This is a genomic window from Niabella yanshanensis (assembly GCF_034424215.1).
GTDB classification, from domain to species: domain Bacteria; phylum Bacteroidota; class Bacteroidia; order Chitinophagales; family Chitinophagaceae; genus Niabella; species Niabella yanshanensis.
In genome coordinates this window covers 2361450-2373607 of the sequence record NZ_CP139960.1, presented here as the reverse complement: position 1 = coordinate 2373607, position 12158 = coordinate 2361450, and the positions used below count along the sequence as shown (strand labels likewise).

General features: G+C 41.1%; 16 protein-coding genes. 7 read left to right on the top strand and 9 right to left on the bottom strand.

Translation table 11 applies throughout. The annotated features are described in order from the left end of the window. Positions 1-35: 35 nt before the first annotated feature. Together U0035_RS09650 and U0035_RS09645 are read left to right on the top strand one after the other, a co-directional pair. Positions 36-734, top strand: coding sequence for a hypothetical protein (locus U0035_RS09650; RefSeq protein WP_114792104.1), 699 nt, complete (start codon positions 36-38; stop codon positions 732-734). 29 nt (positions 735-763) lie between these two features. Beyond that, positions 764-928, top strand: a complete 165-nt coding sequence (locus tag U0035_RS09645; protein ID WP_317048840.1) for a DUF6728 family protein — start codon at positions 764-766, stop codon at positions 926-928. On the opposite strand, the gene lpxB is transcribed toward U0035_RS09645, so the two are convergent. Both lpxB and surE read right to left on the bottom strand, forming a co-directional pair. Next, positions 914-2056, bottom strand: a complete 1143-nt coding sequence (lpxB, locus tag U0035_RS09640) for a lipid-A-disaccharide synthase (protein ID WP_114792103.1) — start codon at positions 2054-2056, stop codon at positions 914-916. The two genes, U0035_RS09645 and lpxB, sit on opposite strands and share 15 nt — an antisense overlap. A gap of 39 nt (positions 2057-2095) precedes the next feature. Then, positions 2096-2944 carry a 5'/3'-nucleotidase SurE gene (gene surE / locus U0035_RS09635; protein ID WP_114792102.1) on the bottom strand — a complete coding sequence of 283 codons (849 nt, stop codon included), beginning with the start codon at positions 2942-2944 and terminating at the stop codon, positions 2096-2098. A gap of 305 nt (positions 2945-3249) precedes the next feature. On the opposite strand from surE, the gene U0035_RS09630 reads away from it, so the two are divergent. From U0035_RS09630 to U0035_RS09615, 4 genes are all read left to right on the top strand, one after another. Further along, complete coding sequence (locus U0035_RS09630; RefSeq protein ID WP_114792101.1) at positions 3250-3738, top strand: hypothetical protein; 489 nt, start codon at positions 3250-3252, stop codon at positions 3736-3738. Positions 3739-3832: 94 nt separating this feature from the next. After that, positions 3833-4447, top strand: coding sequence for a hypothetical protein (locus U0035_RS09625; protein ID WP_114792100.1), 615 nt, complete (start codon positions 3833-3835; stop codon positions 4445-4447). 17 nt (positions 4448-4464) lie between these two features. After that, positions 4465-4755, top strand: coding sequence for a winged helix-turn-helix domain-containing protein (locus tag U0035_RS09620; protein WP_114792099.1), 291 nt, complete (start codon positions 4465-4467; stop codon positions 4753-4755). A 52-nt stretch (positions 4756-4807) separates the two neighbouring features. Beyond that, positions 4808-6178, top strand: coding sequence for a DUF4153 domain-containing protein (locus tag U0035_RS09615; RefSeq protein WP_114792098.1), 1371 nt, complete (start codon positions 4808-4810; stop codon positions 6176-6178). A 742-nt stretch (positions 6179-6920) separates the two neighbouring features. On the opposite strand, the gene U0035_RS09610 is transcribed toward U0035_RS09615, so the two are convergent. After that, on the bottom strand, positions 6921-7409 hold the full coding sequence (locus U0035_RS09610) for a ribonuclease H-like YkuK family protein (RefSeq protein WP_114792096.1): 489 nt from the start codon (positions 7407-7409) through the stop codon (positions 6921-6923). A 127-nt stretch (positions 7410-7536) separates the two neighbouring features. Between U0035_RS09610 and U0035_RS09605 the strand changes: the two genes are divergently transcribed. After that, complete coding sequence (locus U0035_RS09605; protein ID WP_114792095.1) at positions 7537-7773, top strand: hypothetical protein; 237 nt, start codon at positions 7537-7539, stop codon at positions 7771-7773. Here the strand turns inward: U0035_RS09605 and U0035_RS09600 are convergent. From U0035_RS09600 to U0035_RS09575, 6 genes are all read right to left on the bottom strand, one after another. Next, entirely contained in the window at positions 7770-8879 is a 1110-nt protein-coding gene (locus U0035_RS09600; protein ID WP_114792094.1) for a PA0069 family radical SAM protein, read from the bottom strand. The genes U0035_RS09605 and U0035_RS09600 overlap by 4 nt on opposite strands. Before the next feature lie 44 nt (positions 8880-8923). Then, complete coding sequence (locus tag U0035_RS09595) at positions 8924-9526, bottom strand: 2'-5' RNA ligase family protein (RefSeq protein ID WP_114792093.1); 603 nt, start codon at positions 9524-9526, stop codon at positions 8924-8926. Between the two features lie 163 nt (positions 9527-9689). Beyond that, entirely contained in the window at positions 9690-10076 is a 387-nt protein-coding gene (gene apaG / locus U0035_RS09590; protein WP_114792092.1) for a Co2+/Mg2+ efflux protein ApaG, read from the bottom strand. A 105-nt stretch (positions 10077-10181) separates the two neighbouring features. After that, the gene (locus U0035_RS09585) at positions 10182-10523 is read right to left on the bottom strand and encodes a translation initiation factor (RefSeq protein ID WP_114792091.1); all 342 of its coding nucleotides are present in this window, start codon (positions 10521-10523) and stop codon (positions 10182-10184) included. An 88-nt stretch (positions 10524-10611) separates the two neighbouring features. After that, positions 10612-11472, bottom strand: coding sequence for a carboxylating nicotinate-nucleotide diphosphorylase (gene nadC, locus U0035_RS09580; RefSeq protein ID WP_114792090.1), 861 nt, complete (start codon positions 11470-11472; stop codon positions 10612-10614). 155 nt (positions 11473-11627) lie between these two features. Then, complete coding sequence (locus U0035_RS09575; protein ID WP_170138317.1) at positions 11628-12017, bottom strand: DUF4783 domain-containing protein; 390 nt, start codon at positions 12015-12017, stop codon at positions 11628-11630. Positions 12018-12158 lie beyond the last annotated feature (141 nt).

Sequence of the window (12158 nt, the reverse complement as noted above, 5' to 3'; positions counted from 1 at the left end):
CTATTTTTACGGCCGGTAAAACTAAACAGATATAGATGAAGAAATTTTTTTGTATAACAGGTATGTCAGCGGTATTTATGCTGGTTTTCAATTTTGTTGCTTTGGCGCAGGATGAAGAAGTAAAAGTGAGAAATGCTAATGAAGATCCGGAACCTGTAGTAGTGGAAAAAGGGTTTAAAAAGGAAAATCTTTTTACGGGAGGAGGGGCCACTGCGTCTTTTTACTCCGGTGGAAGTTTGTTAGGCGCCAGCCCGGTTTTAGGATATAAGCTGAATGACTATTTTGATGCCGGAGTAGTAGTTAATTATGTTTACCAGGGAAACAGAGACCGCTATGTTTATAACGATAAATTTCGTCAGCATGTATTCGGGCCCGGCGTTTTTGCAAGAGCTTATCCTTTACCATTTTTATTTGCCCAGGTGCAATTGGAGCAAAACTTTACCATACAACGCTATTATGGAGCCGGCTCAGCTACAGCTGATTTGAAAACCAATACCAGCGCCACTTCTTTTTTAGTGGGAGGCGGACTTTCGACAGGCAGAGTTAAGGGGGGAACTACTTTCTTTTACTTCTCTGTTCTGGCAGACATACTCAAAAACAGGAATAGTCCTTATGTAGATGTAGACTATTATGGTACCCCGGATGAACGTATCAGGATAGTGCCTGTATTACGCGCTGGTGTAAATGTGGGCTTGTTTCAAAAGCGTTACAACCGCTATGATCCCGAATACTAAACCAGGAGTCGTTATTTAAATAAGAACTGATGGGTGTATTGAAACAATTGGCTGAATATCTTTTTCTGAAAAAGAAAGACCCCGGCAGGCCGAAGAGCAGTTGGGTAGGCTACATGCATAATATCAACCGCCTCAGTATTTTCCTTTTTATCATTTGCATGATTATATTAATCATCAAGTTACTGAGAAGCTGACTTTATTATAATAGCTGCTGCTTTTGCCGACGCGTCGCCGCCTGCCCCCAGTATCTGTTGAAGCTGTACATAATCTTCCCGTATCTGTTGCTGCCTGCCTGCATCGTTCAGTAATTTATTAAGCTCAGTTGTAAGGTTGACAACATTCATGTCCTGTTGTATCAGCTCCTTCACCACTTCCTTATCCATAATCAGGTTAACCAGCGAAATGTATTTGATGCTGATCACACGCTTCGCTATCTGGTAGCTGATCTCAGACCCCTTGTAGCAAACTACTTCCGGTACGCCAAACAGTGCAGTTTCAAGGGTAGCGGTGCCAGAAGTCACCAGGGCGGCTTTTGATTGCATCAGCAAATCATATGTGCGGTTATTTACTATGCTTACATTGGGATATTGATGGGTGTAAGTGTGATAAAATTCACTGTCAAGAGAGGGCGCCTGGGCCACCACAAACTGGTAACCGGGAAAAGCTTTACTTACTTCGAGCATAACCGGGAGTTTCTTTTCTATTTCCTGTTTACGGCTGCCAGGTAATAACGCGATAACCGGTTTGGTGTTGTTGTTCCCCGCAGCATCATTTATTGCCAGGTCAGATGAATGCGCCCTTTTTTTGGCGATTTCTTCTATCAGCGGATGCCCCACATAGCTTACTTTCCAGTTCCATTTATCCTCGAAGTAGCTTTTCTCAAAAGGCAAAATTACAATCATCTCATCGATACATTGCTTCATCATTTTTACCCGGTTCTCTTTCCAGGCCCACACTTGCGGAGAAATATAATACACCACTTTTATCCGCTGTTCTTTAGCCCATTTGGCAATGCGCAAATTAAATCCCGGGTAATCTATCAACACCAGTATATCGGGTTTGAAAGCCAGTATATCCTGCTTGCAGAATTTTAAGTTCTTTAAAATAGTGCCCAGGTTCTTTACTACTTCTATAAAACCCATAAAAGCCAGGTCCCGGTAATGTTTCACCAAAACACCACCCGCTGCCTGCATTTTATCACCACCCCAGCAATGTATATCGGCAGCAGCATCCTGCTGTTTAATTGCACGTATAAGGTTGCCCCCGTGCAGGTCGCCCGATGCTTCGCCGGCGATGATATAGTATTTTTTCTGTTGACTCAAGTGAGTTGTATTTATGTGATACGTAGCGATGCTGATTTTTTATTCAGATTTCGGCATTGATCTTTTAACGATCTTCTTAACAGGAGCTTTCACTGAACGGTCTGGCTTGTCTTTCCATTGCTTTTCCAGTTTGGTTTTGAGATCATAGTTGGTCAAATCAAATTGCACCGGAACTACGCTCACATAATTGTTCGCCAAAGCCCATACGTCACTATCCCTCCCATTATCAAAGTTCACAAACTCCCCGGTTAACCAGTAATACTTTTTACCACTCGGGTCTTTGCGTTCCAGGAATTTTTCCTGGTATTTGGCATAAGCCTGCTTGCAGATCTTATACCCTTTTATTTCAGATAAAGGAAAGTTGGGAATGTTTACATTCAGCAGGATATGTTTGGTCGGTTTATCCTTCAGCATTTTTTCAGTGATCACTCTGGCATAGTGTTGGGCAGCAGAAAAGTCTGCATTGATGCTATGATCCATGAGTGAAAAACCTACTGCGGGAATGTTTTCAATAGCGGCTTCCATGGCGGCAGACATAGTGCCCGAATAAATAACGTTGATACTATGATTGGGTCCATGGTTAATACCACTCAGGCAAAGGTCCGGCTTACGATGGAGCACTTTGTCAACTGCCAGCTTCACACAATCTACCGGTGTGCCCGAGCAGGAATAAGCATCAATACCCGGGAACAGGTCAGACGGTTGCAAACGGAGGGGATGTCCGATGGTGATCGCGTGCCCCATACCCGACTGGGGCTTGTCAGGTGCCACAATAACTATTTGTCCGAGGTCTTTAACTGCTTCGTATAAAGCCCTGATGCCAGGTGATGTAATACCATCATCATTAGTGATCAGGATAACGGGTTTGCTGTTCTTTGCTTTTGCCATAGTTAGCAAATTTAGCTGATAAGTTGGTAAGTTAACGAGTTGTGAGGTTGATAAGGTAACTGGTTGATAGGTTGAAAAGGTGACTGGTTGATTGGGAGCACGGGTACTTAGAAAATATTCTATTCAATGGGCTGACTTTAGTATAGAATAATAATTGTAAAAAAATGATTTGCTAATAATTTGATAAAGTGAGAAGGCCCACAACCTTTTGGATTTAATTCAGCGTCTATTAATCAAAGCGCTTTACAAAAAAATTGTAAACCCGTCCAACCCCTTCAAAAGGAACGACGATAAAATTAAAGATCATGAAAAAGTTCATTTTTGCTGCGTTAGTGATTGCCGGTTTTAGTTTAGCACAAAATGCCAATGCACAGGTTCGGATTAATATAAATATTGGTAACCAGCCGGCATGGGGCCCGGTGGGATACGATTATGCCCGCTATTACTACCTGCCCGAGTATAATGTTTATTATGATGTGGCGCGTGAGCAATTCATATACCCTAACAGGCGCAGCTGGGTTTATGGCAGATCTTTGCCTGCGTCTTACGGGAGGGTAAATCTCTATAATACTTACAAAGTTGTGGTAAACAGGAATTATGAGCCGTACCGTGACAATAGCCGCGATATTCAGAGCTACAACCGGTACCGTAGTGCTCATGGCCAGGCTGTAATACGTGATAGCCGTGAATATAAATATTATGAAAGCAAGCACCATCCTAAGCATAAAGAATGGAATAACGGCCGCAACAATAATAACCGTGACAGGGATTATGTAAGAAGAGGACGCAGATAGGAAAGATGTTTAAAATTGATAAAAGTCGCTTTTCAGCGACTTTTTTTTGGTAGACCGGCATTAGATTACTTACTTTGTATTTCAAAGTGCTTTTATGAGTCAGGAATTAAAAGACGACTTACAACATATCCGGAAAATGATGGAGCAATCATCCCGGTTTATTTCGCTCAACGGGTTATCGGGTGTAGTGGCAGGCGTAGTTGCGTTAGCAGGAGCTTTTGTGGCCTATTACATTCTGCAAAAAAGTAGTATCGATTATTTCCAGGATTATAGCGGAGCTACAGGTGTGGGAGTAGTAACCCAGTTAACCTTGCTGGCGATTGTGGTGTTGATTGCAGCTGTTGGTCTGGGCATTTTGCTTACTGTAAATAAAACGAAAAAGCAGGGTCATAAAATATGGACTTCCACTACTAAGAAATTATTGGTTGCTTTATTTGTTCCATTGATCTTTGGGGGCTTATTTTGCCTGGCCGCTATGTACCATGGACATTTTATCATAATGGCTCCGTTAATGCTGGTATTTTATGGACTGGCGCTCATTAATGCAGGTAGGTATACCTTTTCTGACATTCAGAACCTGGGCTATTGTGAGGCATTTTTAGGTGTTATTGCGATGTTTATACCCGGATATGGATTGGTGTTCTGGGCATTAGGGTTTGGTGTGTTACATATTGTGTACGGTTTATTGATGTATCAGAAGTACCGGTAAGACTATTAAATTGTGTAATGAGCTTATTAGAGCATTTAAATAAAGATTTCGAAAGTAGGGTGAGGCTGGGTATCATGTCGATTCTGGTGGTAAACGAATGGATTGATTTCCTGGAGATGAAAGATCATTTACAGGTGACTGATGGCAACCTGGCCAGTCATATTAATGCGCTGGAGCAGAAAAAATATATAGAAGTGAAAAAAGAGTTTGTCGGGAAAAAGCCCAAAACATCTTACAAAGCCACTAAGACGGGTAAGGGGGCATTTGAAAAGCATATCAATGCTTTGGAGAAGCTATTACGGGGGTAACTATTTTTTTGTACTATAACTTTGAAATACAAAGTACTTTTAATTTTTAAATATGAAAAAGAATCTGTTTTTCTTCGTTTCGGTGATTGTTTTTGTAGGGTTGTTTTACAACCAAAGTCCCGGGATTAATATCAGCTTTTTTGGTCTGATGACCTGGCTGTTTCTATTAGGCATAACTCCCGCCATCAAGCGCACGCAAATGTTTTGGGCGCTCTCCGTCACCAGTTTGGTATCGGTGGGGGCATTTGCCTGGTATGGTGATTTTATCTGCTTCGCCGCCCTGTTCCTGTCATTGTTGCTAACCGGGTTTAAAGCCTTTTACCCCAGGCTAAATGTTTTGGTTTTACCCTTTAATACCGCTTTCAATTACATTACCTTTATCTTTCGTGTCTTAACTCCGCAGAAATGGTTAGGTGTTCGGTTATCCAGCGACGGGTTGGCAAAGAAGGCAATCAGTTATGTGCTGATTCCTGCTGCATTTGCCGCCATTTTTATTGGTGTCTATACTGCAGCCAGTGATAAGTTTGCGTCGTTATTGGTTATCAACCTCGAGTTTGATTTCCTGCAGTTGGCAGTGTTAACGGTACTTGGATTTTTCCTGATGTTTAATTTTTTCTATTCTTCAGTACCTAAAGCAGTTATTGCCTGTAATGGCTATTTAAAAGATGATTTTTCGGACGGCTTTGTGCAAAGAAGAAACAAAAGGTTTCATTTACTGGACGTGATTTCGCAGAGGCGTAGCGGTGAAATATCGCTGATCCTGTTAAATGCGGTATTGATTTTCTTCATCATTATTTATGGTATAGAGCAGTTTGGAACACCGGGCTCATCGGGAACTTTAAGCAACGATGTACATGAGCGCGTATATGTATTGATCCTCTCAATTGTTATGGCCATTGGTGTGATCATGATTTATTTCCAGGGATTACTCAATTTCGATACACAGTCGGGTTTGCTTAAAAAACTTTCATTTATATGGATCGGCCTAAATGTATTGTTGATAGGTACGGTGTTTTTTCAAAACATGGAATATATCGTTGCCTATGGCCTTACCTTTAAACGCATTGGTGTGTTTATATTCCTTTTACTCAGCCTGTTTGGGCTTTTTATTACCTGGGTAAAATTAAAGAACAGGAAGACCAATATATTTTTAATCAACAGGATGGTTTGGGCTGCTTTCTATGTTTTAGTGGTAAGTAGCCTGATTAACTGGGGTTGGATAGTAACCCTTTACAATACCAGCCATTTTGCCAATCCTGACTGGAACTATTTAAACTCACTGCACTACAACAGGCAACTGCTGAATACCATTTACAAAGAAAAAGGAATGCCTGATACTGAAATGAAGCGTGATATAGATGCAGAGCGCTCAGATCAATTCCTTTCTAAAAGATTATACTTTGAATTCCTGGATGTACAATAGCCTTTGTTCTCGCAGCATTTAATAAGTAAGGGTTTATGGCATCCTTTTTAAAATTACATGCATGAAAAAAGATCAAATACTGATATTAATTACACTACTCTCTGTTATTGCAATACTGGTATTTATACAGCTTAACCAATAACTACAGCACCATTTGACCTGCCTATGAAAACAGCAATGGGTATACTGTGCCCGGGCGCGTGGAGACACGCGCCATTTTTATAGGTTTATGCGTCAAGTTGGTTATCGAAATAATAACAGGCTTTTTTCCGCCGGGTTTAATCATAATAACATCGTACGTTTCTTTCCTTTGGTATAGCTGACTGCGATTCAAGTTTACATCGGGGGTATAGTTTGAGTAACAGCTGATATTTTTGTTAATACTATTTACTTTGATAGCTGTTTCAAAGTTAGGCCATCCCTGATTTTCGAATTTTTTGGTGTAGTGCATTTGAGGGATACCATACTAATTAAACCCGTCATAGACATGACTGTTTTGTTCATTATAACTTTATTGGTATTAACCGGATGCCGGTCGGCTTCCGGACAGGGGACTTATCAGGTATGGGATTTCACCCTACGATAGCATGAAGAATTACAATAACCGTTTCATAATTTTGTTATTGCGTGTTTTACCCACTGCGATTGGAGATATTTGCTTTAACCCGCAAGCAGAAATGTTACATTATAAATGCATAGGAAACCCCGTCAACCGTCAATTGGTCAACCTGTCAACTTCTCTTTACTGCACCACTTTGTTCGCGCAACAGGAACTGGCAAAGGCTTCGGGTTTGGCTTTAAAAGAGAAGCCCATGCCGGTTATATAACCAACTGCTTCTTTTAAAGCGTCATTACTTTTGTAAAGAGGGCTGGTATTGATGTCTACATGTACTTCCATATCAACACTATGATCCGAAAATACATTGCTTAAATGATAAGCTACTTCAATACTCCTGGATACTTCAGTCATCATACGCTGTTTGATACTCATTTTTTCGCGTGTGGTTTCGTTATTTAAAAACATAAAGCCACCGCGGCCTTTGCGAACGAAAACGATAACTGTAGCAAATTCTGTCTGGGAGCCTTTTACCTGGCTGTCGGTGCCAATGCACACTTTCAGTGTGTGACCTAATTCTTTTTCGCGGAGTATGGCGCCATGTACCTCGTCTGCAATGTAGTTCTTGAGGTACTCGCCCGTCAACTTCCTCCATTGTTTTGTTTGATGCTGCATGGAAATTAGTGTTTCACAACGTTATCATTTATTCGTTATATAAAGCAAATAAACTTATGCACAGTATGTGAATGAGCGCCTTCGGTTTTTTGGCATAATATTTATCACTTTAACTTAAACTGAAGTTATGAAAGCTTTGCAGCAACTACACATTAAGATTGTGTTATCACTTATCGCAGGCCTTATTTCTATAGCCTCATGGGCCCAGGATGACACTAAAAAAATTGAAGTGGACATCAATACGAAAGGGGCTGGTGAGAGTGCCAACAGTTTCTTCATGCAGCCCTGGGTTTGGGTTGTAGGCGGGGCCCTTTTTATTCTATTGCTGGTAGCGCTTCTAAGGGGCAACAGACGCAGTGATTAGAACAATGTATACTGCTGACCAGGCCTTTTAAAGCTATTCAGGTTAAGGCCGGTGCGGCCTTCGTTCATGTTATAGAGTTTTCCATACTTGGCATATTGCTGGGCTACGATTTCAGCGATGCTGCCTTCCCCGCGCATGCGCAATCCCCAGCGGCTATCGTTTACTTTCCCGTTATGACTTTGCTCTATCAGGTGCCATATTTTATCTGCCCGGTCGGGAAAATTTTTGTATAACCAATCGTGAAACAAAAATTTGATAGCACCGTTTAATCGTATAAAGGTATAAGCTGTAAATGTAGCGCCGGCCTCTGAAGCGGCTTTCATAATCCTTTGCATTTCATGTTCGTTTAAGCCAGGTATCATCGGTCCCATCATAATGCCCATGGTAACTCCCGCCTTACTCAACTCTTCAATTACCTTTAGGCGCTGTGTGGCAGTAGTAGTGCGGGGCTCCATAACGCGACGCAGGTCCTCATTGAACGAAGTAATAGACACCATGGCTCTCACCAGGTTTTTCTGGGCCATTTCCTGTAGCACATCTTTATCATTTAAAATGCCTGAATTTTTAGTAAGGATACCCACGGGCTGGTTAAACTCATTGCACACTTCCAGTAAACCTCTCGTCAGGCGATACTTTTTTTCGGCGGGTTGATAGCAGTCAGTATTCCCACTGAGCATAATGGGCATTACTTCCCATTTAGGATGCATGAGCTGCTTGCGTAGTAACTGGGGTGCATTTTTTTTGACAATGATCTTTCTTTCAAAATCCAGCCCGGCGCTGTATCCCCAGTATTCATGCACATTACGGGCGTAGCAGTAAATGCAGCCATGCTCGCAGCCGGCATAGGCATTCATGCTATAAGCCATGCCTACATCGGGACTATCCACTTTGTTGACGATCGTTTTTGCTTCCTGTTCAATATACTGGGTTGCCAGGTTGGGTTCATCCCATTCATCAATGGCTTCTATATGCTCCTTAACCCGTTCATCTTTTAAAAAGCGATTGCGGGTATTGATCTGGGCGCCGCGTCCCTGCAGGTATTGCTGCTCTTCTTTTTTGGATGATACGGCCACTTTAAAATGGTCCTGCTTTAATTTCTTGTCCATCTGCACATACGGGTGTTAGTGGGGTTACTGATAATTATTAATTGCTAAAACAGCACAGCCTGGGAAGCGCCAACTGCCATTCCCTGGAACTCAAACCGATGAACCAGTTCGTACTTTTGATCCGGCGTCTCTCTTCTTAATAAAACCATCGTGTTCGCAATAAACCTGCCGCTGAATGATTGATGGCTATAATCCAACCAACCTTGTTCGTACTGCCAGGGTTTTAACCTCCGGGCAATGGTTATATGAGGCTCCATGATAAAATGGGGTTTATTGTCTTTATCCATTTTCATCAAACCCTGTAAATGGGTACGGATATTCTTTACAAGGTTTTGCACGGTGCTTCTCGAAACCACGTTAATGTAAATTGTGTGGGATGGAAAGGAGCCATAATCCTGAAGGTCGATGGCGATGGGAGAGAGCCGCACCGAAATGGTGCGCAACTTTTGAACAATCCGGCTTTCAAAACTGGTGTATTGCTTATAGTTGACAAGGGTGAGGTGAGGTTTTCCCTTCAGCGCTTCCTGGGTTTTATATCGATTATAGAAAGCCTTTTTGATTTCGGTGATGGCATCGCTCAGATCTTTACGGGGTTCAATTAATAATAGGTATTCAGCAACGGCCGGTGTTGTAATAGCTGCAGACATAATGAATGTTTATAACTAAAAATATTAGTACAATAATACTAAAAATATTAGTAAATCGAAAAATTACTTTTCAACACGGCATTAAATGCTTTGAAAAAAATAGAACAAACGAAAAACTTTTTTAAAAAGCGCTATGCGAAGAAATAACTCTCTTATCGCCCTGCTAGTTAGCTTTTGCAGGTACAATCATTTCGAACTCAGGAATCAGCACCTGGAATTTCTTACGGAGATCGAGGTTCTCCATTTCATAAACACCTTTCATTTTGCCCATATCAGTGCTAAGATTACAGCCACTCATATATTGATAACTTTCTCCAGCTTGTAATACAGGTTGTACGCCTACAACGCCTTCGCCTTCAACTTCCCTGTATACACCATTGCTGTCAAATATATTCCAGTGGCGGCGCAGGAGTTTTACGGGGTGGGAGTTATAGTTTTCTAATGTAATGCGATAGGCAAACATATACTCATGCTGCAACGGATTGCTGTATTCAGGTTGATAAAAAACCTCAACATTCACCATTATGCCTGCTGAAATCATGCTGCTCATGAAAAGTGCGTTTTAGTAAAAATAGTCATTTTTACTTTAATTTTTTTGATAAGCCTTATCTTTTCCTAACTAATATTTGTTGCAAAAGCTGACGTGTAGTGATGATTAACCGCCACTTTTTTTAGTGTTAGTATAACCGTTTTTCAAAAACCACTGCAATAATTTATCACGGTGGTCGCCCTGTATAATGATCTCTCCGTTTTTAGCCGATCCACCAGTGCCGCAAAATGATTTAAGCTTTTTGCCCAGGTCCTCAAGGTCTTTTTCGGTACCCATAAAACCTAATAATACAGTAGCTGTTTTACCACCACGATGTTTGGTTTCCAACTGCAGCCTTAGCTTTTGCGCAGCAGGAGCAAGTGTGGATACCTGTTCTGGATCCTGCTCAAATTTAAAATCAGGATTGGTACTGAAAACAAAGGGGCTATTTGATTTATTTTTGGACATGGGGTGTGGTTGACTGGTTGATAAGTTGACTAGTTGACTGGATAATGCTGCTTCTATTGCCTCATCATTACTCACTATTTTCCATTCACTACAGCACAGCTTTTAAACTCAAATCTAGGCTTTGGGCCTGGTGTATCAATCCACCCACGCTTACATAGTCAACACCTGTTGCTGCATAGCTTTCGATGGTTTCCAGATTGATACCGCCGCTGGCTTCGGTTTCAAAACGGCCTGCGATCAGCTCCAGCGCTTCGGTGATTTGTTCCGGTGTATAATTGTCAAGCATTACTCTGAATACTTTTCCCTCGCCAACTTCGATTACTTTTTTTACATCTTCTATCGAACGGGTCTCTACTTCTATTTTTATGTCAAGATCGTTTTTTACAACATAGTCATGAGCTTTATTAATGGCTTTTTCAATACCCCCTGCATAGTCAATATGGTTATCCTTCAACATAATCATATCATATAAACCAAACCGGTGATTGACGCCACCACCGATACGCACCGCATCCTTCTCTAATAACCTGAAATTAGGAGTGGTTTTACGGGTGTCCAGCAGTTTTGTTTTATAACCCAGTAGCTTATCTGTGTATTGTTTAGTCAAAGTAGCAATACCACTCATTCGCTGCATGCAGTTTAATACTAATCTTTCACACTGCAGGATAGTATGTTCATGTGCGGCTACTTCAAAAGCTTTTTCACCCGCGAACATCGGCTCGCCATCTCTTTTAAACACTTCAAAACTGCATCCGGGTTCTTTATAATCAAAAATGAACCGGGCTACATCTACACCGGCCAAAACGCCATCCTGTTTGATCTTTAAAACAGCGCTGCCTTCCTCCCCGGCATCGATACTCGAAAGTGTAGAATGGTCGCCATTGCCTATGTCTTCTGATAACGCCTCTTCTACCAGATGTTTTAATTTTTGTTGAAATTCCTGGGTCATAATGAATGCAAGATAAATGATGCTTTTTAAATCGACATGCTGCACTTCAATTCAAGCAATTCTTTAACTGTATGGCCCGCATTATAGTGGTTCAAGATAGTGATAAAAAAAACCTCCGGCGGGAGGCTTTTTCAATTATTTAAAAATGATCTTTATTACTCAATCAATTGAAAACGTAATTCTTTGATCACTTCTTTAGCGCCTTCTTTTTTCATAAAGATGTTCACGCGATAGTTACCACTGCCGGTAGACAGGGTGCCAATAGCATACTGCCCGTTTGGCGAATTACCTTTGTGCTTTACTTCAAAACCTTTTACGCTGTTTTTAGCAAAGAAATTTTTTATGGCTTGCTGCGCTTCTGTCTTACTGTAATTATTGCTTTTATCCATGATCGTAAGAGAGAAATTAGCCCCGGCATTATCTGTTACCTGTACTGCATTGCCATTTTTGATGCCGGTTACCACCCCATCAATGCTTTGGGCATATAATGTTGAAGTCAATAAAATTGAACCGGCAACCAACGCAATACCAATAAACTTTCTCATATGTATATTTTTTATTGATTCGGCAGGAAAAATATTCATTACAAATAGATGAATGAGTATTTTTTATGCTTTATTTCATGTTTAATTATTGTAATCTTTTTCAAAAGTGCTAAAAATATGCCAGACTGCAACCTTTGTTCT

Excerpts from the sequence above, each read along its gene's own strand:
- U0035_RS09600 (WP_114792094.1), bottom strand. The coding sequence starts at position 8,879 with ATGGACAAGAAATTAAAGCAGGACCATTTTAAAGTGGCCGTATCATCC.
- U0035_RS09625 (WP_114792100.1), top strand. The coding sequence starts at position 3,833 with ATGAGTCAGGAATTAAAAGACGACTTACAACATATCCGGAAAATGATG.
- U0035_RS09575 (WP_170138317.1), bottom strand. The coding sequence starts at position 12,017 with ATGAGAAAGTTTATTGGTATTGCGTTGGTTGCCGGTTCAATTTTATTG.
- surE (WP_114792102.1), bottom strand. The coding sequence starts at position 2,944 with ATGGCAAAAGCAAAGAACAGCAAACCCGTTATCCTGATCACTAATGAT.
- U0035_RS09610 (WP_114792096.1), bottom strand. The coding sequence starts at position 7,409 with ATGCAGCATCAAACAAAACAATGGAGGAAGTTGACGGGCGAGTACCTC.
- apaG (WP_114792092.1), bottom strand. The coding sequence starts at position 10,076 with ATGAGCAGCATGATTTCAGCAGGCATAATGGTGAATGTTGAGGTTTTT.
- U0035_RS09595 (WP_114792093.1), bottom strand. The coding sequence starts at position 9,526 with ATGTCTGCAGCTATTACAACACCGGCCGTTGCTGAATACCTATTATTA.
- nadC (WP_114792090.1), bottom strand. The coding sequence starts at position 11,472 with ATGACCCAGGAATTTCAACAAAAATTAAAACATCTGGTAGAAGAGGCG.
- U0035_RS09605 (WP_114792095.1), top strand. The coding sequence starts at position 7,537 with ATGAAAGCTTTGCAGCAACTACACATTAAGATTGTGTTATCACTTATC.
- U0035_RS09650 (WP_114792104.1), top strand. The coding sequence starts at position 36 with ATGAAGAAATTTTTTTGTATAACAGGTATGTCAGCGGTATTTATGCTG.
- U0035_RS09630 (WP_114792101.1), top strand. The coding sequence starts at position 3,250 with ATGAAAAAGTTCATTTTTGCTGCGTTAGTGATTGCCGGTTTTAGTTTA.
- U0035_RS09585 (WP_114792091.1), bottom strand. The coding sequence starts at position 10,523 with ATGTCCAAAAATAAATCAAATAGCCCCTTTGTTTTCAGTACCAATCCT.
- U0035_RS09645 (WP_317048840.1), top strand. The coding sequence starts at position 764 with ATGGGTGTATTGAAACAATTGGCTGAATATCTTTTTCTGAAAAAGAAA.
- U0035_RS09620 (WP_114792099.1), top strand. The coding sequence starts at position 4,465 with ATGAGCTTATTAGAGCATTTAAATAAAGATTTCGAAAGTAGGGTGAGG.
- U0035_RS09615 (WP_114792098.1), top strand. The coding sequence starts at position 4,808 with ATGAAAAAGAATCTGTTTTTCTTCGTTTCGGTGATTGTTTTTGTAGGG.